We start from the raw sequence: 24,961 nt of genomic DNA on the forward strand, positions 1-24,961 counted from the left end.
GTTTGTAAAGGCACGATGAGGTCTCTTCTGTTTTGTTAGCGCAACCAGTAGATCACACTTCATCGTGCCTTTCATTTTTTTCTGGGGATTCCTCAGCCCTGTGGGAGAGGGTTAGGGTGAGGGGCCGATATCGCCCCCTGCTAAAGCTTACTTTTTAACCTGAGACTTGAACTCACGCTCGGCATAGCCGGTATACAACTGACGTGGACGAGCGATCTTGATGCCTTCGTCATGCATTTCGTTCCAGTGGGCAATCCAGCCAATGGTACGGGCAATTGCGAAGATCACCGTAAACATGGAAGAAGGAATACCCATTGCTTTCAGGATGATACCTGAATAGAAATCGACGTTCGGGTACAGTTTCTTCTCTATGAAGTACGGGTCGTTCAACGCGATGTGTTCCAGCTCCATCGCGACCTGCAGCAGGTTGTCGTCTTTCTTGTTCAGTTCTTTCAGCACTTCGTGACAGGTTTCACGCATCACAGTGGCGCGTGGATCGTAGTTTTTGTACACGCGGTGGCCAAAGCCCATCAGACGGAACGAGTCATTCTTGTCTTTGGCGCGTTTGATGAACTCAGGGATGTGCTCAACGGTTTTGATTTCTTCGAGCATCTTCAGTGCCGCTTCGTTGGCACCGCCGTGCGCTGGCCCCCACAGGGAAGCGATACCGGCCGCGATACAGGCAAACGGGTTGGCACCTGATGAACCGGCGGTACGCACGGTGGAGGTGGACGCGTTCTGCTCATGGTCGGCATGCAGGATCAGAATACGATCCATGGCGCGTTCCAGCACCGGGTTCACCACGTACTCTTCGCAAGGTGTAGCAAACATCATGCGCAGGAAGTTACCGGCGTAGGACAGGTCGTTGCGTGGGTAAACAAACGGCTGGCCGAGAGAATACTTGTAACACATCGCTGCCACGGTAGGCATTTTGGACAGCAGGCGGAACGCGGTGATCTCACGGTGACGTTCATTGTTGACGTCCAGCGCATCGTGATAGAACGCAGCCAGGGCACCTGTCACGCCGCACAGCACCGCCATTGGGTGCGAGTCACGGCGGAAACCACGGAACAGATGGGTGATCTGGTCGTGGATCATGGTGTGGCGGGTTACCGTGGTTTTGAAGGTTTCGAACTCTTCAGCGCTCGGGGTTTCGCCGTACAGCAGGATGTAGCACACCTCCAGGTAGGAGGACTCTTTTGCCAACTGCTCAATCGGGAAGCCGCGGTGCAGCAGGATACCTTTGTCGCCGTCGATGAACGTGATTTTGGATTCACAGGAAGCGGTAGAAGTAAAGCCGGGATCAAATGTGAAATAACCTTTGGAGCCCAGGGCGCGTACGTCAATAACATCAGGGCCCAGTGAAGGGGTGAGTACGCCCAGTTCGATCGGAGCTTCGCCGTTGTTGATGCTTAGCGTCGCTTTCTTATCAGTCATTTACAGTCTCCTTAACGCCTTATTTTAAAAACCTCTAACAACTGAAATACCTTAAATCTCCGCAGGTTGCCCGCATTAAAGTCGAGCGAACGCTAACTCTGTGAGCGACAGCGCATTTGCGCCGGTAGGGGACAGAGTTTGCACCAGGCGAACAAGACGGGTTAGCAGCCGTTAACGATTCATCGGGATTCGTTATTTTCTTTTAATCATTACCTACGATCTGTTTGGAATGTTAACCACATACACTATCGCTACACTGTTGCATAACTTGTGCTTAGGGGGAAGTGTATCCGGTGACCGCTAGTGCATCATAGGGTTGATTGCTGCCCTATTTGTAATGGAAATGTTGATCTCTTGTCAAATCAGATAATTAATTTCGTGCTAAATGTAATAATCGTGATCTAAATCACTGTTCTGGGGAAATGTGACCAAAGGGATTGTATGGGAATTGTAATAAGAATGTGAACCTCCTATACTGCCGCCAGGTCTCCGGATTACCCTGAAGTAGGAGCACCCAGCGTTATCACTACGCGCCGTTTAAGCACTAGGATGTCGATGTTTGAGCGCGTGAGGTGTAAGAGTGAAAACTCTTGGACGCTGTCTGATCCCCACCCAGGTCCGGAGGAAGGAAAATAATAAGAGCTGTGTGGGCAAAACCGTGAAAAAACAAAGACCTGTCAATCTGGATCTGCAAACGATCCGGTTTCCTGTAACTGCGATAGCGTCCATCTTACACCGAGTCTCTGGCGTAATTACTTTCGTTGCCGTGGGCATTCTCCTCTGGCTGCTGGGTATCTCTCTCTCTTCTCAAGAGGGCTTCCTGCACGCTGCTGCCATCATGAATAGCTTCTTCGTGAAATTCATTTTCTGGGGGATCCTCACCGCGTTGGCCTATCACATTTGCGGTGGCATTCGTCACTTGTTAATGGATTTTGGCTATATCGAAGAGAGTTTAGCCGCAGGTACCCGTTCTGCCCAGGTGGCGTTCGGTCTGACCGTCGTGCTGTCAATTCTGGCTGGAGTCCTCGTATGGTAAGCAACGTTTCTGCATTAGGACGTAACGGCGTACACGACTGGTTGTTACTGCGTGCTTCCGCTATCGTCATCACCCTGTATGTTCTCTATATCCTGGGCTTCGTGGCTACGGCTCCGGACATCACCTATGAAATCTGGCGCGGCTTCTTCGCCACCTCCATTACGAAAGTATTCACCTTGCTGACATTGCTGTCGATCCTGGTTCACGCCTGGGTGGGAATGTGGCAGGTGCTGACGGACTATATCAAGCCACTGGCGTTACGCCTGGTGCTGCAACTGGCGATTGTCGTCACGTTGCTGGTCTATTTACTGTACGGAACAATCGTAGTGTGGGGTGCTTAAATGAAACTGCCAATCAGAGAGTTTGATGCAGTTGTTATCGGTGCTGGTGGCGCAGGTATGCGCGCGGCGCTGCAGATTTCCCAGGCGGGCTCAACCTGTGCCCTGCTTTCCAAAGTATTCCCGACCCGTTCCCATACCGTGTCTGCCCAAGGCGGCATTACCGTAGCCTTGGGCAATAACCACGAAGACAACTGGGAATGGCATATGTACGACACGGTGAAAGGTTCCGACTATATCGGTGACCAGGACGCCATTGAATATATGTGTAAAACCGGCCCGGAAGCGATTCTGGAGTTGGAACACATGGGCCTGCCGTTCTCCCGTCTGGACGATGGCCGCATTTATCAACGCCCGTTTGGCGGCCAGTCACTGAACTTTGGTGGCGAGCAGGCGGCCCGTACCGCTGCGGCGGCAGACCGTACCGGTCACGCGTTGTTGCACACCCTTTATCAGCAGAACCTGAAAAATCACACCACCATCTTCTCCGAGTGGTATGCGCTGGATCTGGTGAAAAACCAGGATGGTGCGGTAGTCGGTACCACCGCTATCTGTATCGAAACCGGTGAAGTCGTGTACTTCAAGGCCAAGGCAACCATTCTGGCTACCGGTGGGGCAGGCCGTATTTACCAATCCACCACCAACGCCCACATCAATACCGGTGACGGTGTCGGTATGGCGCTGCGTGCCGGTGTACCGGTGCAGGATATGGAAATGTGGCAGTTCCACCCAACCGGTATTGCCGGGGCTGGCGTACTGGTCACCGAGGGGTGCCGCGGTGAAGGTGGTTACCTGCTGAACAAACATGGCGAACGTTTCATGGAACGTTATGCGCCAAATGCCAAAGATCTGGCGGGCCGTGACGTTGTGGCACGTTCGATCATGATTGAGATCCGTGAAGGCCGCGGCTGTGACGGTCCATGGGGCCCACATGCCAAGCTGAAACTGGACCACCTGGGCAAAGACGTGCTGGAGTCCCGCCTGCCGGGCATTCTGGAACTGTCCCGTACTTTCGCCCACGTCGATCCGGTGAAAGAGCCGATCCCGGTCATTCCAACTTGCCACTATATGATGGGCGGTATTCCGACCAAAGTGACCGGCCAGGCGCTGACTGTGAACGAGAAAGGCGAAGACGTGGTGATCCCGGGCCTGTTCGCGGTAGGCGAAATTGCCTGCGTATCGGTACACGGCGCCAACCGTCTGGGCGGCAACTCGCTGCTGGATCTGGTGGTGTTTGGTCGCTCTGCCGGTATGCACCTGCAAGAGTCGTTGGCAGAGCAGGGCGAAAGCCGCGAAGCCAGCGAATCGGACGTCGAAGCTTCGCTGGATCGTCTGAACCGTTGGAACAACACCCGTTCTGGTGAAGATCCGGTGGAAATTCGTAAGGCACTGCAATCCTGTATGCAGCATAACTTCTCGGTGTTCCGCGAAGGTGATGCGATGGCGAAAGGATTGGAAGAGCTGAAAGTGATCCGTGAACGTCTGAAGAACGCACGCCTGGATGATACCTCCAGCGAATTCAACACCCAGCGCATCGAATGCCTGGAGTTGGATAACTTGATGGAGACCGCGTATTCCACCGCCGTGTCGGCCAACTTCCGTACCGAGAGCCGTGGCGCGCATAGCCGCTTCGACTATCCGGAGCGTGACGATGCCAACTGGCTGTGCCATTCGCTGTATCTGCCGCAATCGGAAAGCATGACGCGTCGTGAAGTGAACATGCAACCGAAGCTGCGCGCGGCATTCCCGCCGAAAGTGCGTTCTTACTAATTGCGGAGCTCGATTGATGAAACTTGAATTCTCTATCTATCGCTATAATCCGGATGTTGATAGCGCCCCGCATATGCAGGACTACAGCCTGGAAGCGGAAGAAGGCCGTGACATGATGCTGCTGGATGCGTTGATCCAGCTGAAAGAAAAGGACCCGACCTTATCTTTCCGCCGCTCTTGCCGTGAAGGCGTGTGCGGTTCAGACGGCATCAATATGAACGGTAAGAACGGTCTGGCCTGTATCACCCCGGTCTCGTCGTTGCGTAAAGGCAACAACAAGATTGTGATCCGTCCGCTGCCGGGGTTACCGGTGGTGCGCGATCTGGTGGTGGATATGGGGCAGTTCTATACCCAGTATGAAAAGATCAAGCCGTTCTTGATTAATGATGGCAAGAATCCTCCGGCGCGTGAGCACCTGCAAACGCCGGATCAGCGGGAAAAACTGGATGGATTGTACGAATGTATTCTCTGTGCCTGTTGCTCCACCTCTTGCCCATCGTTCTGGTGGAACCCTGACAAGTTTGTTGGCCCGGCCGGTCTGTTAGCGGCGTACCGCTTCCTGATCGACAGCCGTGATACGGAAACTGAAGCACGATTGGACGATCTGAACGACGCTTTCAGTGTTTTCCGCTGCCATAGCATTATGAATTGTGTCAGTGTATGTCCTAAGGGCTTGAATCCGACCCGTGCAATTGGTCATATCAAGTCTATGCTGCTGCAACGCGGCGCATAAACAGAACGAGATGCTGCGCCGGTGGCTTTACCGGCGCACATCCCAAGAGGGGATCTCTAAAAACTGACCCGTGATTGTGGTTAAAGGCAATCAGGTTTGTCCCGCCGGTTTTTAGAGGTTCCTTGTATGGGGCCGCAAGGTCCAAAACAGAACGTGCACTTGTATAAGCACGTCTAGTGAACCGTTAAGCGTACCATTACGGTAATTATGTTAACCACGGCGAAAACTGAAGCTTTCAAGCTTAAGGGATCAAAATGCAGAACGGCGCAATGAAGGCCTGGCTGGATTCCTCCTATCTGGCGGGCGCGAACCAGTCCTACATAGAGCAGCTCTATGAAGACTTTTTAACCGATCCGAGTTCCGTTGAAGATAGTTGGCGTTCGATTTTCCAGCAACTACCAACTGCGGGTGTCAAACCCGATCAGCTCCACTCCCAAACGCGAGATTACTTCCGCCGCCTGGCGAAAGATTCTGCTCGTTATAACACCACCATCAACGATCCTGAAACCGATGCCAAGCAGGTCAAGGTATTGCAGCTGATCAACGCCTTCCGCTTCCGTGGGCATCAGCACGCCAACCTCGACCCGTTAGACCTGTGGAAACAGGAGCGCGTTCCCGATCTCGATCCGGCGTACCACAACCTGACCGAAGCCGACTTCCAGGAAACCTTCAACGTGGGTTCTTTTGCCATCGGCAAAGAAACCATGAAGCTGAGCGATCTGTACGCGGCGCTGAAGCAGACCTACTGCGGTTCGATCGGTGCCGAGTATATGCACATCACCAACACCGAAGAGAAACGCTGGATCCAGCAGCGCATTGAATCGGTAGCGGGGCGTGCCAGCTTCACCACCGATGAGAAACGCCGTTTCCTGAGCGAACTGACAGCAGCCGAAGGGCTGGAACGTTACCTGGGTGCCAAATTCCCTGGGGCCAAACGCTTCTCGCTGGAAGGTGGCGACGCGTTGGTGCCGATGCTGAAAGAAATGGTGCGTCACGCAGGCAAAAACGGCACGCGTGAAGTGGTGCTGGGTATGGCCCACCGTGGCCGTCTGAACGTGTTGATCAACGTGCTGGGTAAAAAACCGGCTGACCTGTTCGACGAGTTTGCCGGCAAGCATAAAGAACACCTGGGCACCGGTGACGTGAAATATCACCAGGGCTTCTCTTCCGACGTGGAAACTGAAGGCGGCATGGTTCACCTGGCGCTGGCGTTTAACCCGTCGCACCTGGAAATCGTCAGCCCGGTTGTCATGGGGTCTGTACGTGCCCGCCGTGACCGTCTGGACGAAGCGCGCAGCAACATGGTTCTGCCAATCACTATTCATGGTGACGCAGCAATCACCGGGCAGGGCGTGGTTCAGGAAACCCTGAACATGTCGCAGGCTCGCGGTTATGAGGTGGGCGGCACGGTGCGTATCGTCATCAACAACCAGGTTGGTTTCACTACCTCCAACCCGTTGGACGCGCGTTCCACCCAATACTGTACCGATATCGCCAAGATGGTGCAGGCTCCAATTTTCCACGTGAATGCCGATGATCCGGAAGCGGTGGCCTTTGTCACCCGCCTGGCGTTGGATTTCCGTAACACCTTTAAACGTGACGTGATGATCGACCTGGTCTGCTACCGTCGCCATGGGCATAACGAGGCCGATGAGCCAAGTGCAACCCAGCCGGTGATGTATCAGAAGATCAAGAAACACCCAACGCCACGCAAACTCTACGCTGACGTGCTGACCGAACAGAAGGTTGCCAGCCTGGAAGATGCCACGGAAATGGTCAACCTGTATCGCGATGCTCTCGATCGCGGTGACTGCGTGGTTGAAGAGTGGCGTCCGATGAACCTGCACTCCTTCACCTGGTCGCCATACCTGAACCATGAATGGGACGAAGAGTACCCAAGCAAGGTTGAGATGAAGCGCCTGCAGGAACTGGCTCGCCGCATCAGCAGCGTACCGGAAGCGATCGAAATGCAGTCGCGCGTCGCGAAAATCTACGGCGATCGTGCCGAGATGGCCGCAGGCAACAAACCGTTCGACTGGGGCGCAGCGGAAACGCTGGCTTACGCCACCATGGCTGATGAAGGCATCCCGATCCGTATTTCTGGTGAAGATGCTGGCCGTGGCACCTTCTTCCACCGTCATGCGGTGGTGCACAACCAGAAAAATGGTTCTGTCTATGTCCCGCTGGCGAATATCCACAGCGGCCAGGGCGAATTCAAAGTCTGGGACTCGGTGCTGTCTGAAGAAGCCGTTCTGGCATTTGAATATGGCTACGCCACCGCAGAGCCGCGCACCCTGACCATCTGGGAAGCGCAGTTTGGTGACTTTGCCAACGGTGCTCAGGTAGTGATCGACCAGTTCATCAGCTCCGGTGAGCAGAAATGGGGCCGTATGTGTGGCCTGGTGATGCTGCTGCCGCACGGTTACGAAGGCCAGGGCCCAGAGCACTCCTCTGCGCGTCTGGAACGTTACCTGCAGCTGTGTGCAGAACAGAACATGCAGGTGTGCATCCCGTCCACTCCGGCACAGGTCTACCATATGCTGCGCCGTCAGGCGTTGCGCGGTATGCGCCGTCCGCTGGTGGTGATGTCACCGAAGTCCTTGCTGCGTCATCCGCTGGCAGTCTCTTCCCTGGAAGAACTGGCAAACGGCACCTTCCAACCGGCCATCGGCGAAATTGACGAGCTGGATGCCAAAGCGGTAAAACGCGTGGTGCTGTGTTCTGGTAAGGTTTATTACGATCTGCTGGAACAACGCCGTAAGAACGACCAGAAGGACGTGGCCATCGTACGTATCGAGCAGCTGTATCCGTTCCCGCATCAGGCCGTTCAAGCGGTATTGGAACAGTATGCCCACGTGCATGATTTCGTCTGGTGTCAGGAAGAACCGTTGAACCAGGGCGCCTGGTATTGCAGCCAACACAATTTCCGTGAAGTGATCCCGTTTGGGGCCTCTTTACGTTACGCAGGACGTCCAGCCTCTGCCTCTCCGGCGGTAGGTTATATGTCCGTACACCAGAAGCAGCAGCAGGCTCTGGTGAATGACGCGCTGAATATTGAAGAAAAAATTTAAAGGAAAGCTAATGAGTAGCGTAGATATTCTGGTTCCTGACCTCCCTGAATCCGTTGCCGATGCGACCGTCGCCACCTGGCATAAAAAACCGGGTGATACCGTTCAGCGTGACGAAGTGCTGGTTGAGATTGAAACCGACAAAGTTGTATTGGAAGTGCCAGCCAGTGAAGCCGGTGTACTGGAAGCGATCCTGGAAGACGAAGGCGCAACCGTGACTTCACGTCAGCTTCTCGGGCGTATCCGTCAGGGTGACAGCTCTGGCAAGCCGACCGAAGCGAAAGCTCAGAGCGTTGAGTCAACTCCGGCACAGCGCGCAACCGCCAGCCTGGAAGAAGAGAACAACGACGCACTCAGCCCGGCGATCCGCCGCCTGATTGCCGAACACGATCTCGATGCTGCCGCCATCAAAGGCAGCGGCGTGGGTGGCCGTATCACGCGTGAAGACGTAGAAGCGCACCTGGCTGCCAGCAAGAAAGCGGCACCGGCAGCAGCCCCAGCGGCGGCACCTCAGCCAGCCTTGGGCGGCCGTAGCGAAAAACGTGTTCCTATGACCCGCCTGCGCAAACGCGTGGCCGAGCGCCTGTTGGAAGCGAAGAACAGCACCGCGATGCTGACCACCTTCAACGAAATCAACATGCAGCCGATCATGGATCTGCGCAAGCAGTACGGCGAAGCCTTCGAAAAACGCCACGGTGTACGTCTGGGCTTTATGTCCTTCTACATCAAAGCGGTAGTCGAAGCGCTGAAACGCTTCCCGGAAGTGAACGCCTCTATCGACGGTAGCGATGTGGTTTACCACAACTACTTCGATATCAGCATTGCGGTATCGACCCCGCGTGGCCTGGTAACCCCGGTACTGCGTGACGTTGATTCCATGAGCATGGCGGACATCGAGAAGAAAATCAAAGAGCTGGCGATCAAAGGCCGTGACGGCAAATTGACCGTGGAAGAGCTGACTGGCGGTAACTTCACCATTACCAACGGCGGCGTGTTCGGTTCATTGATGTCTACTCCGATCATTAACCCACCGCAGAGCGCCATTCTGGGTATGCACGCCATCAAGGATCGCCCAATGGCGGTCAATGGTCAGGTCGTGATCCAGCCGATGATGTATCTGGCTCTGTCTTACGATCATCGTCTGATCGATGGCAAAGAGTCGGTGAGTTATCTGGTGACGGTGAAAGACATGCTGGAAGATCCGGCTCGTCTGCTGCTGGACGTTTAATCCCTGCAAGGGCGCGGTTTTTGCCGCGCCCACACCCTGTGCTATGTGGCCGATAAGTCATGCGGAATACCGCGAAAGTGACCCGGCTAAAACTTTCTGACCTGAATGGATAGAACATCATGAATTTACACGAATATCAGGCAAAACAGCTGTTTGCTCGGTATGGCATGCCAGCACCAACCGGTTACGCCTGTACCACTCCGCGTGAAGCAGAAGAAGCCGCATCTAAAATCGGCTCCGGCCCGTGGGTGGTAAAATGTCAGGTTCATGCTGGCGGCCGTGGTAAAGCTGGTGGCGTTAAAGTCGTTAACAGCAAAGAAGATATCCGTGCTTTTGCCGAAGCCTGGCTGGGTAAACGCCTGGTGACCTACCAGACCGATGCGCTGGGCCAGCCGGTTCACCAGATCCTGGTAGAAGCGGCCACTGATATCGACAAAGAGCTGTATCTGGGGGCGGTAGTTGACCGTGCCAGCCGTCGCGTAGTGTTTATGGCTTCTACCGAAGGCGGCGTTGAAATTGAGAAAGTTGCGGAAGAGACCCCGGAACTGATCCACAAAATGACCATCGATCCACTGGCAGGCCCACAGCCTTACCAGGGTCGTGAGCTGGCGTTCAAACTGGGCCTGACCGGTAAGCAAGTCGGCCAATTTGCCAAAATCTTTATGGGGCTGGCAACGCTGTTCCTGGAGCGCGATCTGGCGATGGTTGAGATCAACCCGCTGGTAGTGACCAAGCAGGGCGATCTGATCTGCCTGGATGGTAAGCTGGGTGCCGATGGCAACGCCCTGTTCCGCCAGTCCGAACTGCGTGAAATGCGTGATCCTTCTCAAGAAGACGAGCGTGAATCCCGTGCGGCCCAGTGGGAACTGAACTATGTCGCCCTCGACGGTAACATCGGTTGCATGGTGAACGGTGCAGGTCTGGCGATGGGTACCATGGACATCGTGAAACTGCACGGTGGCGAACCAGCCAACTTCCTGGATGTGGGCGGTGGCGCGACCAAAGAGCGCGTGACCGAAGCCTTCAAAATCATCCTGTCTGACGACAAGGTGAAAGCGGTACTGGTTAACATCTTCGGTGGCATCGTGCGTTGCGATCTGATCGCCGACGGTATCATTGGCGCGGTAGCTGAAGTGGGCGTTAACGTCCCGGTGGTAGTGCGCTTGGAAGGGAACAACGCCGAACTGGGCGCCAAGAAACTGGCGGACAGCGGTTTGAATATCATTGCTGCGACCAGCCTGACTGATGCGGCTCAGCAAGTTGTTGCGGCAGTGGAGGGTAAATAATGTCCATTTTAATCGATAAGAACACCAAAGTAATCTGCCAGGGTTTCACCGGTAGCCAGGGTACCTTCCACTCCGAACAAGCTATCGCTTACGGCACCAAAATGGTGGGTGGCGTGACTCCAGGCAAAGGCGGTACTCAGCACCTGGGTCTGCCAGTGTTCAACACCGTGCGTGAGGCTGTTGAAGCGACCGGCGCTACCGCGTCTGTTATCTACGTGCCAGCGCCATTCTGCAAAGATTCCATTCTGGAAGCTATCGATGCAGGCATCAAACTGATCATCACCATCACTGAAGGCATCCCGACCCTGGATATGCTGACCGTGAAAGTGAAGCTGGATGAAGCCGGCGTGCGCATGATCGGCCCGAACTGCCCTGGTGTGATCACCCCAGGCGAATGCAAGATCGGTATCATGCCTGGCCATATTCACCTGCCAGGTAAGGTGGGCATCGTTTCCCGTTCAGGTACCCTGACCTATGAAGCGGTAAAACAAACCACTGACGCCGGTCTGGGGCAGTCTACCTGCGTCGGTATCGGTGGTGACCCGATCCCGGGTTCCAACTTTATCGATATCCTGAAGTTGTTCCAGGAAGATCCACAGACCGAAGCTATCGTGATGATCGGTGAGATTGGCGGCAGCGCGGAAGAAGAAGCGGCGGCCTATATCAAAGAGCACGTCACCAAGCCGGTAGTCGGTTATATCGCCGGTGTTACTGCACCGAAAGGCAAGCGTATGGGCCATGCTGGCGCCATCATTGCCGGCGGCAAAGGGACTGCGGATGAGAAGTTCGCGGCTCTGGAAGCGGCAGGGGTTAAAACCGTACGCAGCCTGGCTGATATCGGTGATGCAGTGAAGGCGATCCTGAATCGTTAGTACCGTATAGCAAATAATAATATCTCGACATGTTTGGCCGCCTTTGGGCGGCCTTTTTTGTATGTCACTGAGAGAGAAGGGCGTTTTGCAAGGCATTGTTGCTGGAGGTGCGAGCTGACCACTCAGTGCTTGCAGGTTCTGGGATCAACCTCGCAACATGGTCTATGATTACTTAGCAAAAAGCAGATTTGTGAGTTAACTCACTACAATCGCCATTGAAAATAAAAAGTTAATATCTATCGAATGGTAATGCTGAAGTAATACAATTGGGGATATTTTAAATTACATTTATTTAACACAAAGATATCAATAAAAAACAATTAAACCATTGCTTAACATGGGCGCTGGGAAATTACAGTAAAATGTGTAATGAGCCTAGCAATAATATGCAGATAGGCTTAAATTGTTTTAGATCAATATTGGCCTAGCTACCTATTTAGGCTGATTTTTGACCTGTGGCCAAAAGTCCAACCTGCGTCACGCAAATACCTATTTATTGTATGGGCTTTGGCGAGTATCATGCCATTGTGTAATTATGGATGGTTGATCTTGTTGCATTTGTTACCCGCTGTCGGTTTTCATTGGTGCGTTTTGCTCCCGCCCCTCGTGGTCTGGCTCTGAACGTACGGTTGAAAGCGGAGAGGCTGGATCAAATTTTGTTGTGTTTAAGGGCATTCACTGCGGGGCGTTACCGGCTACTCTTTCGGGAGTAATACCGATAACCGCAAGTCGGAGTCTTCCTGCGAGGAGCAAGGAGTCAAGATGTTTGATATTGTCGAACTGTCGCGCTTACAGTTTGCTTTAACGGCGATGTACCACTTCCTATTTGTCCCATTAACGCTGGGTATGGCGTTTTTGCTGGCAATTATGGAAACGGTATATGTGCTGTCCGGCAAACAAATTTATAAAGATATGACCAAATTCTGGGGCAAGTTATTTGCAATCAACTTTGCTCTGGGTGTGGCCACCGGGTTGACCATGGAGTTCCAGTTCGGGACCAACTGGTCGTACTTCTCTCATTACGTCGGTGACATCTTCGGGGCCCCGCTGGCTATCGAAGGTCTGATGGCGTTCTTCCTGGAATCGACGCTGGTCGGTCTGTTCTTCTTCGGCTGGGATCGCCTGAGCAAGATCCAGCACATGACGGTCACCTGGTTTGTTGCCCTCGGCTCAAACCTGTCTGCGTTGTGGATCCTGGTCGCCAACGGCTGGATGCAAAACCCAATCGCCTCCGACTTCAACTTTGAAACCATGCGTATGGAGATGCTCAGCTTCTCCGAGCTGGTCTTCAACCCGGTTGCACAGGTGAAGTTCGTTCACACCGTAGCTGCTGGCTACACCACCGGCGCGATGTTCGTGCTGGGTATCAGCTCTTACTATCTGCTGAAAGGGCGTGACGTTGCTTTTGCCAAGCGTTCATTCGCCATTGCTGCCAGCTTCGGTATGGCTGCTATCCTTTCCGTTATCGTGCTGGGTGATGAATCCGGTTACGAAATGGGGGACGTGCAGAAAACCAAACTGGCTGCCATTGAAGCCGAATGGGAAACTCAACCGGCTCCGGCCGCATTTACCCTGTTCGGTATTCCGAACCAGGAGAAAATGGAGAACTCCTTCTCGATTCAAATTCCTTGGGCGCTCGGCCTGATTGCTACCCGTTCTATCGACACCCCGGTTATCGGCCTGCGCGATCTGATGGCACAGCACCAGGTACGTATCCGTAACGGTATGAAGGCTTACCAACTGCTGGAAGAGCTGCGTAGCGGTAATACCGATCCGGCAGTGCGTACCGCATTCAACGATACCAAACAGGATCTGGGCTACGGCATGCTGCTCAAGCGCTATACCGAAAACGTCACCGACGCAACGGAAGCGCAGATCCAGCAGGCAACCAAAGATTCTATCCCGCGCGTTGCTCCACTGTACTTCGCCTTCCGTATCATGGTGGCGGCTGGCGTGTTGATGCTGTTTATCATCGGCCTGTCATTCTTGAGCGTGGTACGTGGTCGTATCGGTCAGAAGAAATGGCTGCTTCGCGCTGCGCTGTTCGGCCTGCCATTACCATGGATTGCCGTTGAAGCGGGCTGGTTCGTGGCAGAGTATGGCCGTCAGCCGTGGGCGATAGGTGAGGTGCTGCCAACCGCAGTCGCCACCTCTTCGCTGACCGCAGGCGACATTCTGTTCTCAATGGGGCTGATATGCGGCTTGTACACCCTGTTCCTGGTGGCTGAAATGTACCTGATGTTCAAGTTTGCACGTCTGGGTCCAAGCAGCCTGAAAACTGGCCGCTACCACTTTGAACAACCGACTGCCGCCGTGCAGGAAGCGCGCTAAACAGGAGTCCAAGATATGTTTGATTACGAAGTACTGCGATTTATCTGGTGGCTCCTGGTTGGCATCTTGCTGATCGGTTTCGCCGTCACCGATGGTTTCGATATGGGTGTCGGTATTCTGATGCGCATCATCGGTAAAACCGATACCGAGCGCCGGGTAATGATCAACGCCATTGCCCCGCACTGGGACGGTAACCAGGTGTGGTTGATCACCGCCGGTGGCGCATTGTTTGCCGCCTGGCCAATGGTTTATGCTGCCGCGTTCTCTGGTTTCTATGTGGCCATGATCCTGGTGCTGGCTGCCTTGTTCTTCCGCCCGGTCGGTTTTGACTACCGCTCGAAGCTGGAAAACAGCACCTGGCGTAACATGTGGGACTGGGGCATCTTTGTTGGTAGCTTCGTGCCTGCGGTGGTGTTCGGCGTGGCGTTCGGTAACCTGTTACAGGGCGTGCCGTTCCATATCGATGAATATCTGCGTCTGTTCTATACCGGCAACTTCTTCCAACTGTTGAACCCGTTTGGTTTGCTGGCCGGTATTGTCAGCCTGACCATGCTGGTGACTCAGGGGGCAACCTACCTGCAGATGCGTACCACTGCCGAGATTCACCTGCGCTCACGCGCTGCGGCGCAGATTTCTGCGCTGGTGATGGGCGTATGCTTCCTGTTGGCGGGTATCTGGCTGGTGAAAGGTATCGACGGTTTCGTGATCACCTCAGCACTGGATACGGCAGCGGAATCCAACCCACTGCGTAAAGAAGTGGCTCATCAGGCGGGTGCCTGGTTGATCAACTTCAATAAGTATCCATCCCTGTGGGCACTGCCGGCGTTGGGCGTGGTTCTGCCACTGTTCACTATCCTGTTTGCCCGTTTGGACAAAGCTGCGATGGCGTTCCTGAGTTCATCACTGACGATTGCCTGTGTGATCCTGACGGCTGGGGTAACCATGTTCCCGTTCGTTATGCCATCAAGCACCGTGCCTAACGTCAGTCTGACCATGTGGGATGCGACTTCCAGCCTGTTCACGCTGCAGGTGATGACCGTTGTTGCCATTATCTTCGTGCCAATCGTTCTGGCGTACACCGCTTGGGCGTACTACAAAATGTTTGGTCGCCTGGATAAGAACTTCATCGAAAAAAATAAGCATTCGCTGTACTAAGCAAAAGGAGCTAAACCATGTGGTATTTTGCCTGGATCCTCGGAACGCTTCTTGCCTGTGCCTTCGGTATCATCACGGCGCTGGCGCTTGAGCACAGTGAAGATTCAAAAGCGCAGCAAGACGGTAAGTGATGAGTTCGTCACTGGTGGATAAGCTGTACGCTATCACCGACAAGGGCCCGGTTCGGGCCCTTTCATTGGTGCTGGCGGTGATTTTGGCGGGATGTATCTTTTGGGATCCTAGCCGTTTTGCAGCACGTACCAGCTCGTTAGAGATCTGGCAGGGCATCTTGCTGATCTGGGCGGTATGTGCGGGCATCGTTCACGGTGTCGGCTTCCGGTCACAGAGCACGTTTTGGCGTGCATTTTTCGCGCCATTACCTGCAATTGTGATCCTGGCCGCAGGATTACTTTACGTTTCTTTATAATCTATTACGCATCCCCCATGTTATGGGCCGTTCAGGCCCATAATTATTTTCATTCCCATTCAGTAACCCATTCCCAACCCGATCCGTCTTGCGTATAGTAGCAATCGTTCAATTGCCTTGGTTTGGAAGTCTCGTGAGTATTAAGTTGTTTCGATGGCCGGTTCGTGTTTACTTTGAAGACACCGATGCCGGTGGTGTGGTCTACCACGCCCGTTACGTCGCTTTTTATGAAAGAGCGCGCACCGAGATGCTGCGTCAACATAACTTTCATCAACAGCAGCTGCTCAGTGAAGAACATGTCGCTTTCGCTGTCCGGCGTATGACGGTGGATTATCTGTCACCAGCTCGTCTTGACGATCTGCTGGAAGTGCAGAGCAAAATCACCTCAATACGCGGGGCTTCTCTTACGTTTGCTCAACGCATTGTTAATTCTGACGGTACTCTCTTGAGTCAGGCCGATGTATTGATTGCATGCATTGATCCACACCAAATGAAGCCGATAGCGCTTCCTAAGTCTATTGTCGCGGAGTTTAAGCAGTGACTGACATGAACATCCTAGATCTATTCTTGAAGGCGAGCCTGCTGGTCAAGTTTATCATGCTGATTTTGATATGCTTTTCAGTGGCTTCTTGGGCGATCATCATCCAGCGGACCCGCATCCTCAATGCGGCCACTCGCGACGCCGAAGCCTTCGAAGACAAATTCTGGTCTGGTATCGAGCTTTCCCGTCTGTATCAGGAAAGCCAGGCGCGTCGCGATAGCCTGACTGGCTCAGAGCAGATTTTCCATTCCGGTTTCAAAGAGTTTGCCCGTTTGCACCGCGCTAACAGCCATGCGCCGGAGTCGGTGATCGAAGGCGCAACGCGTGCGATGCGTATTTCGATGAATCGAGAGCTGGAAACGCTGGAAAACCATATTCCTTTCCTCGGCACCGTGGGTTCCATCAGCCCGTATATCGGCCTGTTTGGTACCGTGTGGGGGATCATGCACGCCTTTATCGCCCTGGGCGCGGTAAAACAAGCCACCTTGCAGATGGTAGCACCGGGTATCGCCGAAGCGTTGATCGCCACGGCCATCGGTCTGTTTGCCGCGATCCCTGCCGTTATGGCCTATAACCGCCTAAACCAGCGCGTTAACAAGCTTGAGCAGAATTACGACAACTTTATGGAAGAGTTCACCGCTATTCTGCATCGTCAGGCCTTCTCCAGCGACAGCAAATAAGAAGTAGGAGGGTAGCATGGCGAGAGTTCGTGGTCGTAACAAGCGTGAGCTGAAGTCGGAAATCAACATTGTTCCGCTGCTGGACGTCTTGTTGGTGCTGTTGCTGATCTTTATGGCAACTGCACCAATCATCACCCAAAGCGTTGAAGTTGATTTGCCTGATGCCACCGATTCCAAGACGGTGTCCAGTGATGATAATCCACCGGTGATCCTGGAAGTTTCCGGCGTAGGTCAGTACACCCTGGTGGTTGATCACAACCGTATGGAGCTGTTGCCGCCTGAGCAGGTGGCAGCCGAAGCCAAGTCGCGTCTGGCAGCTAATCCGAAGACGGTGTTTTTGATCGGTGGGGCCAAGGAAGTACCGTACGATGAGATTATCAAGGCATTGAATATTCTGCATCAGGCGGGTGTCGCTTCCGTAGGGTTGATGACCCAGCCAATCTAACCGTAAGGTCAGTGGCAACCCGGTTCCTGCCCTGTGGCGCAGGAACCCCGTTTAAGCAGCAGTTTTTGGGATTCTATTTTGGTAAAGGCAACTGAGCAAAATGATAAGCTGAACCGCTCCGTGATTGTATCGGTGGTTCTGCACATTCTATTGATTGCCCTGTTGATTTGGGGTTCGCTGTACGAAAATACTGAAATGAGTAGTGCAGGCGGTGGCGGTGATGGTTCCGTGGTCGGGGCCGTGATGGTCGATCCAGGGGCGGTGGTAGAGCAGTACAATCGCCAGCAACAACAGAGCAGCGATGCACAGCGTGCAGAAAAGCAGCGCCAGAAGAAGGCGGAGCAACAGGCTGAAGAGCTGCAGCAGAAGCAGGCGGCGGAACAGCAGCGCCTGAAAGAACTGGAACAAGAGCGTTTGGCCGCGCAGGAAAAAGCCGCGCAGGACGCCAAGGCACAGGCCGAACAGCAGAAGAAAGCTGCCGAGCAGCAACAGCAAGCCGCTGAGCAGCAGAAAGCAGCAGAAGCCGCTGCGGCGAAGGCCAAAGAACAACAGAAGGCAGCTGAGCAAGCTGCGGCAAAAGCTAAAGCTGAGGCGGATAAAATAGCCAAGGCGCAGGCAGACGCACAGAAGAAAGCCGAAGCGGAAGCCAAGAAAGAAGCTGCCGCTGCCGCCGCTGCTAAAAAGCAGGCGGAAGAGGCGAAGAAAGAAGCCGCTGCGGCCGCTGAACAGAAAGCAGCTGAGGCTGCAGAGAAGAAAGCCGCTGCCGACGCTGAGAAAAAAGCTGCCGCAGAAGAAGCGAAAAAAGCCGCCGCTGCCGAGAAGGCTGCTGCCGCCAAGAAAGCCGCAGATGCCAAGAAGAAGGCCGCTGCTGAAGCAGCCAAACAGTCTGCTGATGTAGATGACTTATTCGGTAGCTTGGCCGATGGTAAAAACGCGCCGAAAGGTGGCGGTGCCAAGGCTAAAGGTGACGCAGCCAAGGCGCAAGGTGAGGGGAATGCCAAAACTGCAGGGGCAAGTGGAGCGGATATCAGTGGTTATAAGAGTCAGATTCAGGCCGCTATCAAGAGCAAGTTCTATGATGCTGGTTTGTATGTGGGCAAAACCTGTGATTTGCGTATTAAGCTAAGACCTGATGGCTTTATGTATGAAGTGGAGGCTGTGGGGGGCGATCCTGCCTTGTGTCAGGCTGCTGTTGCAGCTGCAAAACAGGCGCGTATTCCTAAACCGCCAAGTGATGCAGTTTATCAGCAATTTAAGAGTTCTATACTTGAATTTAAGCCGCAATAACTGTTGTTATAGCTGAGTTAAACGCATGGATGTACCAAGGTAACCAACAGGGAATATGTAGTGTTGTTGGCGTTGGTTTGTTAAAATTCTGCTAAATTATCGCAGGCATACCGCCTGGATAAGGGAGATGAGATGAAGCAGGCATTTCGAGTAGCGTTAGGTCTTATTGTTCTGTGGGCATCCGTGCTGCACGCGGAAGTTCGCATTGAAATCACCCAAGGGGTCGACTCTGCTCGTCCAATTGGCGTGGTGCCGTTTAAATGGGCGGGCCCAGGCACGCCACCGGAAGATGTTGGCCAGATCGTTGGCGCAGATCTCCGTAACAGTGGCAAATTCAACCCGATTGATGTGGCACGTATGCCGCAGCAGCCAACCACCGCGTCTGAAGTAACGCCAGCGGCCTGGACTGCGCTAGGCATCGATGCCGTAGTGGTTGGCCAGGTTCAGCCTGGTGCCGACGGCAGCTATCTGGTTTCCTACCAACTGGTCGATACTTCAGGTTCGCCTGGCACCGTATTGGCACAAAACCAGTTTAAAGTGACCAAACAGTGGCTGCGTTATGCGGCTCATACCGCCAGTGATGGCGTATTTGAGAAGCTGACCGGTATCAAGGGCGCATTCCGTACCCGTATCGCTTACGTGGTGCAGACCAACGGCGGGAAATTCCCGTACGAGCTGCGCGTATCGGATTACGATGGCTATAACCAGGTTCCAGTGCATCGTTCACCAGAGCCACTGATGTCACCAGCCTGGTCGCCGGATGGCAGCAAACTGGCCTACGTGACCTTTGAGAGCGGCAAATCTGCGCTGGTGATCCAGAATCTGTCTGATGGTGCTATCCGTCAGGTAGCTTCATTCCCACGTCACAACGGTGCTCCTGCTTTCTCTCCAGATGGTAGCCGCTTGGCATTCGCGCTGTCTAAAACTGGCAGCCTGAACCTGTACGTGATGAACTTGGGCTCTGGCCAAATCAGCCAGATCACCGATGGTCGTAGCAACAACACCGAACCAAGCTGGTTCCCAGATGGTCAATCTCTGGCTTATACCTCTGACCAGGGCGGTCGCCCACAGATTTATAAGGTTGGTGCCAACGGCGGCGCACCACAGCGTCTGACCTGGGAAGGTGCCCAGAATCAGGACTCTGATGTCAGCTTCGACGGTAAATTCCTGGTGATGGTGAGCTCCAATAATGGGGTTCAGCATATCGCCAAACAAGATCTCGGATCGGGAGCCGTTCAAATGTTAACGGACACGTTCCTGGATGAAACGCCTAGTATCGCACCAAACGGCACCATGGTGATCTATAGCTCCACGCAAGGTATGGGCTCCGTGCTGCAGTTGGTATCGACTGATGGGCGCTTCAAAGCGCGTCTTCCGGCAACCGATGGACAGGTCAAATTCCCTGCCTGGTCGCCGTATCTGTGATGCATGTTTAAAATATGTATGGCAAAAACTATAAAAGGATCAAAGAAATGCAACTGAACAAAGTGCTGAAAGGGCTTCTGCTGGCACTGCCAGTTCTGGCTGTAGCAGCTTGTAGTTCTAACAAAAGCGCTAATAACGATCAATCCGGTATGGGCGCTGGCACTGGTACAGAAAACGGCAGCAGCAACCTGTCTTCTGAAGAACAAGCACGTCTGCAGATGCAAGAACTGCAACGTAACAACATTGTTTACTTCGGCCTGGACAAATATGACGTCAGCTCTGAGTTCGCTCAGATGCTGGATGCGCATGCTGCTTTCCTGCGTAACAACCCATCCTACAAAGTGACTGTTGAAGGTCACGCGGATGAGCGCGGCACGCCAGAATACAACATCGCTCTGGGTGAGCGTCGTGCTAATGCAGTTAAAATGTACCTGCAAGGCAAAGGCGTTTCTGCTGACCAAATCTCTATCGTTTCTTACGGTAAAGAAAAACCAGCAGTACTGGGCCACGACGAAGCAGCCTATGCTAAAAACCGTCGTGCCGTTCTGGTTTACTAAGAGAATCGCATGAACAGTAACTTCAGACGTCACTTGTTGAGTCTGGCGTTACTGGTTGGCGTAGCGGTCCCATGGGCCGCTACTGCCCAAGCGCCAATCAGTAATGTCGGGTCCGGCTCGGTCGAAGACCGTGTCACATCACTTGAGCGTATCAGTAATGCTCAGGGCCAGCTTTTGAACCAACTCCAGCAACAACTCTCTGACAACCAACGCGATATCGATACGCTCCGTGGGCAGATCCAGGAAAGTCAGTATCAGTTGAATCAGGTAGTTGAACGCCAGAAACAGATCTATCAACAGATGGATAGCCTTAGCCAGGGTGGCGCACAGAATTCCGCTGGTGCAGCAGCAGGGGCCGCAGGTGGTACAGCCGCCGCGGCGTCTTCTGACGGCGCTGGCAGCGCTCCTGCGGGTGCGACAGCCGCTGCGGCTAGTACGGGCGATGAAAACAGCGACTACAACGCCGCTGTTTCACTGGCGCTGGAAAAAAAGCAGTATGACCAGGCGATCTCCGCTTTTCAGGCTTTCATAAAGCAGTATCCGAAATCCAATTACCTGCCTAATGCCAACTATTGGCTGGGCCAGTTGTACTACAACAAGGGTAAGAAGGAAGACGCGGCATACTATTATGCAGTGGTGGTTAAGAGTTACCCAAAATCACCCAAGGCGCCGGACGCAATGTATAAAGTTGGGGTGATCATGCAGGAAAAAGGGCAGGCTGATAAAGCCAAAGCCGTTTACCAGCAGGTGATCAAATCGTACCCGACCAGCGATGCGGCCAAGCAGGCCAAGAAACGCGAAGCGAGTTTGTAAGTAAAAATCGAGCCCAGAAGTTAGTCGATTTGACCGAATTCTGGGCTCATTCGCGTGAAGAACAAGCAGTTGAACCTATTGCGCCAAAATTTAGGTTGCGCTGCTGAGATAAATTAGTAATATATGCCGCCGTTGCCAAGACAACTTGCAAGATGTTAAAGCAGCTAGGAAATTAGTAGTAAACCACATCAGTGGGTCGTTAGCTCAGTTGGTAGAGCAGTTGACTTTTAATCAATTGGTCGCAGGTTCGAATCCTGCACGACCCACCAATTCTTAATGGGTTGGTAAAGCTGGAATCGTGAAGGATGAGAACCGTCAAAGGTTCGAGCCGACCGTAGGGAGACCACGGCATGGCCGCTAATCCTGCACGACCCACCAATTCATAGTGAATTGGTTATGAGTGGAGTAGTAACCACGACAGTGGGTGATTAGCTCAGTTGGTAGAGCATCTCCTTTACACGGAGGGGGTCGGCGGTTCGAGCCCGTCATCACCCACCACTACAGTGGGTCGTTAGCTCAGTTGGTAGAGCAGTTGACTTTTAATCAATTGGTCGCAGGTTCGAATCCTGCACGACCCACCATTTTTAAGATTTATTTGTGAGTCAAATCGTGAGGATGAGAACCGTTAAAAGTTCGAGCCGAGCGAAGCGAGACAACGGCAATAGCCGTTAATCCTGCCAGACCCACCATTATGTGCATTCGAGTCCTTCCTCGTTGCTCTCGTATTAAGAAGTAAACCACGTCAGTGGGTCGTTAGCTCAGTTGGTAGAGCAGTTGACTTTTAATCAATTGGTCGCAGGTTCGAATCCTGCACGACCCACCAATTCTTGATGAATTGGTAAAGCATTGCAGTCGAGTCCCTCTCGTTGCTAACGCGGTTCAGCAGTAAACCACATCAGTGGGTCGTTAGCTCAGTTGGTAGAGCAGTTGACTTTTAATCAATTGGTCGCAGGTTCGAATCCTGCACGACCCACCATCTTCAAGAATTCTCAGTAATCAAATCCCAGCAATAAAATTGCATATCGCACCAGTCGTGTAGGTGAGATCCTGCGCTCAGGTTCGAGTCTCGCTTGCGAGACAACGGCGGCAGCCGGTCATCCTGCCAGACCCACCATCTTAAAAATTCCAAAGTACTAAACTCCAGCGCACCATATCGCACCAGTCGTGCGGGTGAGATCCTGCGTTCAGGTTCGAGTCTCGCTTGCGAGACAACGGCGGCGGCCGGTCATCCTGCCAGACCCACCATCTTAAAGAATTCTCAGTAATAAAATCCCAGCAATAAAATCGCATATTGAACCAGTCGTGTAGGTGAGATCCTGCGCTCAGGTTCGAGTCTCGCTTGCGAGACAACGGCGGCAGCCGGTCATCCTGCCAGACCCACCAGTTCTTGAATCGTACTCCCGTCTAACTTGCCTTTAATTCCTCAACACTTAATCTCGCCAATTTATCGGTCAGGTGGGCGCAGCATGCAGCGCCCCTACTTTGCTCAGCCTGTGTATTGCCAGCCGCCGCTCCCTTTTGTAATCCGAGATTTTCAATCTAATAAACAAATAAAGCCAAAAAAAGAAATGTTCAGCGACTTTTAGCCAAAAATTAGGTATTTTGTTTAGTATATAAAACGAAGCGGTTGAGCAAGCGGCAAGATACAGCCTAAAAAGCAGACCCACAGCCTAGCATAGAGATAACAGCGATGAGTGAAATGTTTGATGTCAATGCGGCGATATATCCATTCCCGCCGAAACCGGTGCCGTTAGACGTCGCAGAGAAGGCTTTTTATCGGCAGAAGATCAAAACCTTGCTCAAGCAGCGTGATGCGGTCCTGGTAGCCCATTACTACACCGATCCGGAGATCCAGGCACTGGCCGAAGAGACTGGTGGCTGTGTCGCCGATTCACTGGAGATGGCGCGTTTCGGCAGCCAACATCCTGCGTCTACTTTGCTGGTTGCTGGCGTGCGTTTTATGGGGGAAACGGCCAAAATCCTCAGCCCGGAAAAACAGGTGCTGATGCCAACGCTGCATGCCGAGTGCTCGCTGGACCTCGGTTGTCCTGAGGCGGAGTTTGCCGCGTTCTGCGACAGCCATCCTGATCGGACAGTGGTGGTTTACGCCAATACTTCCGCCGCCGTCAAAGCGCGTGCCGATTGGGTGGTCACTTCCAGCATTGCCGTTGAGCTGATTGAACATCTCGATAGCCTGGGGGAGAAAATCATCTGGGCGCCGGATCGCCATCTGGGCAACTATGTGCAGAAGCAGACCGGCGCAGACGTACTATGCTGGCAGGGGGCCTGTATCGTGCATGACGAGTTTAAAACCCAGGCACTGATACGTATGAAAGCCCTATATCCGGAGGCCGCGATACTGGTGCATCCAGAGTCACCGCAGGCGATTGTCGATCTGGCTGATGCCGTCGGTTCGACCAGCCAACTGATCCAGGCGGCGGTAACCTTGCCCAACCGGCAACTGATCGTGGCCACCGATCGCGGTATCTTCTACAAGATGCAGCAAGCTTGTCCGGATAAAGAACTGTTTGAAGCCCCTACTGCCGGCGAGGGGGCCACCTGTCGCAGCTGTGCCCACTGCCCGTGGATGGCGATGAACGGCCTGAAGGCCATTGCCGAAGGGTTGGAACAAGGCGGTTCACAGCATGAGATTTTTGTTGATGGCGCACTGCGTGAGCAGGCGCTTATTCCGCTCAACCGCATGCTGGACTTTGCAGCGCAGTTGAAAATGCAGGTTAAAGGCAACGCCTGAATCCAGGCTGACGTTTTATAAGGAAGACATATGAGCTTTTTCAGCACTGGCAACATTCTGGTCCATATTCCGATTGGTGCAGGGGGGTATGACCTGTCGTGGATTGAGGCCATCGGTACGCTGTTTGGTTTACTCTGTATCTGGTATGCCAGCAAAGAGAAAATCATCAACTATCTGTTTGGGCTGATCAACGTCACGCTGTTTGCGGTGATCTTCTTCCAGATCCAACTGTACGCCAGCCTGTTGCTGCAACTGTTTTTCTTCGTGGCCAATATTTACGGCTGGTACGCCTGGAGCCGCCAGACGCAGGATAATCAGGCGGAATTGCAGATCCGTTGGTTGCCACTGCCTAAAGCATTGGCATGGGGGGCGGTGTGCGTGGTTGGTATCGCGTTGATGACGTTTAATATCGACCGGGTATTTGCCTACCTGACACAAATTGCGGTGGCGGTCATGCAGGGGCTGGGTCTTAACGTACAGATGCCAGAACTGCAACCGGACGCTTTCCCGTTCTGGGATTCTGCCATGATGGTGCTGTCTATCGTCGCCATGATCCTTATGACGCGAAAATACGTCGAAAACTGGCTGCTGTGGGTAGTGATTGATGTGATCAGCGTGGCGATCTTTGCTTACCAGGGCGTGTACGCCATGGCGCTGGAATACGTCATTTTGACGCTGATTGCGCTCAATGGCTCTTGGCTATGGATACGCAGCGCCGCGAAGAATCACTCCCAACCGCTTTCTTCAGCACCTTAGTACGCCAGGGGCGCAACAAGCACC

The 24,961-nt window shown here is 53.4% G+C and carries 22 protein-coding genes and 5 tRNA genes; 26 read left to right on the plus strand and 1 reads right to left on the minus strand.

Annotated elements, in window-relative coordinates; genetic code table 11:
- Window positions 1-147: 147 nt before the first annotated feature.
- On the minus strand, window positions 148-1,437 hold the full coding sequence (locus ACMV5I_RS24210; protein WP_021805275.1) for a citrate synthase: 1,290 nt from the start codon (window positions 1,435-1,437) through the stop codon (window positions 148-150).
- A 646-nt stretch (window positions 1,438-2,083) separates the two neighbouring features.
- Between ACMV5I_RS24210 and sdhC the strand changes: the two genes are divergently transcribed.
- The 26 genes from sdhC to pnuC all read left to right on the plus strand — a co-directional run bounded on the left by sdhC (window position 2,084) and on the right by pnuC (window position 24,937).
- Window positions 2,084-2,473: a succinate dehydrogenase cytochrome b556 subunit gene (gene sdhC / locus ACMV5I_RS24215; RefSeq protein ID WP_024483149.1), complete on the plus strand. Its 390-nt coding sequence runs from the start codon at window positions 2,084-2,086 to the stop codon at window positions 2,471-2,473.
- Window positions 2,467-2,814, plus strand: coding sequence for a succinate dehydrogenase membrane anchor subunit (gene sdhD, locus ACMV5I_RS24220; RefSeq protein ID WP_024483148.1), 348 nt, complete (start codon window positions 2,467-2,469; stop codon window positions 2,812-2,814). Before sdhC ends, sdhD begins: the two co-directional genes overlap by 7 nt.
- A complete protein-coding gene (gene sdhA, locus ACMV5I_RS24225) occupies window positions 2,815-4,581 on the plus strand; it encodes a succinate dehydrogenase flavoprotein subunit (RefSeq protein WP_121606213.1) in 1,767 nt (588 codons plus the stop codon).
- A gap of 16 nt (window positions 4,582-4,597) precedes the next feature.
- A complete protein-coding gene (locus ACMV5I_RS24230; protein ID WP_021805271.1) occupies window positions 4,598-5,314 on the plus strand; it encodes a succinate dehydrogenase iron-sulfur subunit in 717 nt (238 codons plus the stop codon).
- 254 nt (window positions 5,315-5,568) lie between these two features.
- Window positions 5,569-8,385 (plus strand): 2-oxoglutarate dehydrogenase E1 component, encoded by a 2,817-nt coding sequence (sucA, locus tag ACMV5I_RS24235; RefSeq protein WP_024483146.1) that lies wholly within the window; start codon window positions 5,569-5,571, stop codon window positions 8,383-8,385.
- Window positions 8,386-8,395: 10 nt separating this feature from the next.
- Window positions 8,396-9,610: a 2-oxoglutarate dehydrogenase complex dihydrolipoyllysine-residue succinyltransferase gene (odhB, locus tag ACMV5I_RS24240; RefSeq protein ID WP_024483145.1), complete on the plus strand. Its 1,215-nt coding sequence runs from the start codon at window positions 8,396-8,398 to the stop codon at window positions 9,608-9,610.
- Between the two features lie 119 nt (window positions 9,611-9,729).
- Window positions 9,730-10,896 carry an ADP-forming succinate--CoA ligase subunit beta gene (gene sucC / locus ACMV5I_RS24245; protein ID WP_004949756.1) on the plus strand — a complete coding sequence of 389 codons (1,167 nt, stop codon included), beginning with the start codon at window positions 9,730-9,732 and terminating at the stop codon, window positions 10,894-10,896.
- Window positions 10,896-11,768 (plus strand): succinate--CoA ligase subunit alpha, encoded by an 873-nt coding sequence (sucD, locus tag ACMV5I_RS24250; RefSeq protein ID WP_024483143.1) that lies wholly within the window; start codon window positions 10,896-10,898, stop codon window positions 11,766-11,768. The genes sucC and sucD overlap by 1 nt, the downstream gene beginning before the upstream one ends.
- Window positions 11,769-12,530: 762 nt before the next feature.
- On the plus strand, window positions 12,531-14,099 hold the full coding sequence (cydA, locus tag ACMV5I_RS24255; RefSeq protein ID WP_414825474.1) for a cytochrome ubiquinol oxidase subunit I: 1,569 nt from the start codon (window positions 12,531-12,533) through the stop codon (window positions 14,097-14,099).
- 15 nt (window positions 14,100-14,114) lie between these two features.
- Entirely contained in the window at window positions 14,115-15,254 is a 1,140-nt protein-coding gene (gene cydB / locus ACMV5I_RS24260; protein WP_021805266.1) for a cytochrome d ubiquinol oxidase subunit II, read from the plus strand.
- A gap of 17 nt (window positions 15,255-15,271) precedes the next feature.
- The gene (gene cydX, locus ACMV5I_RS24265) at window positions 15,272-15,385 is read left to right on the plus strand and encodes a cytochrome bd-I oxidase subunit CydX (protein ID WP_021805265.1); all 114 of its coding nucleotides are present in this window, start codon (window positions 15,272-15,274) and stop codon (window positions 15,383-15,385) included.
- Entirely contained in the window at window positions 15,385-15,681 is a 297-nt protein-coding gene (ybgE, locus tag ACMV5I_RS24270) for a cyd operon protein YbgE (protein WP_021805264.1), read from the plus strand. Before cydX ends, ybgE begins: the two co-directional genes overlap by 1 nt.
- A 133-nt stretch (window positions 15,682-15,814) precedes the next feature.
- Window positions 15,815-16,222 carry a tol-pal system-associated acyl-CoA thioesterase gene (gene ybgC, locus ACMV5I_RS24275; protein ID WP_261281073.1) on the plus strand — a complete coding sequence of 136 codons (408 nt, stop codon included), beginning with the start codon at window positions 15,815-15,817 and terminating at the stop codon, window positions 16,220-16,222.
- Window positions 16,219-16,902 (plus strand): Tol-Pal system protein TolQ, encoded by a 684-nt coding sequence (gene tolQ, locus ACMV5I_RS24280; RefSeq protein WP_024483139.1) that lies wholly within the window; start codon window positions 16,219-16,221, stop codon window positions 16,900-16,902. The genes ybgC and tolQ overlap by 4 nt, the downstream gene beginning before the upstream one ends.
- 16 nt (window positions 16,903-16,918) lie before the next feature.
- The gene (tolR, locus tag ACMV5I_RS24285) at window positions 16,919-17,347 is read left to right on the plus strand and encodes a colicin uptake protein TolR (protein ID WP_021805261.1); all 429 of its coding nucleotides are present in this window, start codon (window positions 16,919-16,921) and stop codon (window positions 17,345-17,347) included.
- Window positions 17,348-17,425: 78 nt separating this feature from the next.
- On the plus strand, window positions 17,426-18,634 hold the full coding sequence (gene tolA / locus ACMV5I_RS24290) for a cell envelope integrity protein TolA (protein ID WP_037375210.1): 1,209 nt from the start codon (window positions 17,426-17,428) through the stop codon (window positions 18,632-18,634).
- Window positions 18,635-18,766: 132 nt separating this feature from the next.
- Window positions 18,767-20,059, plus strand: a complete 1,293-nt coding sequence (gene tolB, locus ACMV5I_RS24295; protein ID WP_024483137.1) for a Tol-Pal system beta propeller repeat protein TolB — start codon at window positions 18,767-18,769, stop codon at window positions 20,057-20,059.
- A 47-nt stretch (window positions 20,060-20,106) separates the two neighbouring features.
- Complete coding sequence (pal, locus tag ACMV5I_RS24300) at window positions 20,107-20,616, plus strand: peptidoglycan-associated lipoprotein Pal (protein WP_021805257.1); 510 nt, start codon at window positions 20,107-20,109, stop codon at window positions 20,614-20,616.
- A 9-nt stretch (window positions 20,617-20,625) separates the two neighbouring features.
- A complete protein-coding gene (cpoB, locus tag ACMV5I_RS24305) occupies window positions 20,626-21,429 on the plus strand; it encodes a cell division protein CpoB (protein ID WP_024483136.1) in 804 nt (267 codons plus the stop codon).
- Window positions 21,430-21,622: 193 nt separating this feature from the next.
- Window positions 21,623-21,698 (plus strand) — tRNA-Lys (locus ACMV5I_RS24310).
- Between the two features lie 153 nt (window positions 21,699-21,851).
- Window positions 21,852-21,927 (plus strand) — tRNA-Val (locus ACMV5I_RS24315).
- A gap of 7 nt (window positions 21,928-21,934) precedes the next feature.
- A tRNA-Lys gene (locus ACMV5I_RS24320) sits at window positions 21,935-22,010 on the plus strand.
- A 166-nt stretch (window positions 22,011-22,176) separates the two neighbouring features.
- Window positions 22,177-22,252 (plus strand) — tRNA-Lys (locus ACMV5I_RS24325).
- Window positions 22,253-22,329: 77 nt separating this feature from the next.
- Window positions 22,330-22,405, plus strand: a tRNA-Lys gene (locus ACMV5I_RS24330).
- Window positions 22,406-23,119: 714 nt separating this feature from the next.
- The gene (gene nadA, locus ACMV5I_RS24335) at window positions 23,120-24,181 is read left to right on the plus strand and encodes a quinolinate synthase NadA (protein WP_024483135.1); all 1,062 of its coding nucleotides are present in this window, start codon (window positions 23,120-23,122) and stop codon (window positions 24,179-24,181) included.
- Between the two features lie 30 nt (window positions 24,182-24,211).
- Window positions 24,212-24,937 (plus strand): nicotinamide riboside transporter PnuC, encoded by a 726-nt coding sequence (gene pnuC / locus ACMV5I_RS24340; protein WP_024530526.1) that lies wholly within the window; start codon window positions 24,212-24,214, stop codon window positions 24,935-24,937.
- The last annotated feature ends 24 nt before the right edge of the window (window positions 24,938-24,961 follow it).

This window comes from Serratia sp. T13T92, from assembly GCF_047530105.1.
Classification (GTDB): Bacteria; Pseudomonadota; Gammaproteobacteria; order Enterobacterales; family Enterobacteriaceae; genus Chania; species Chania fonticola.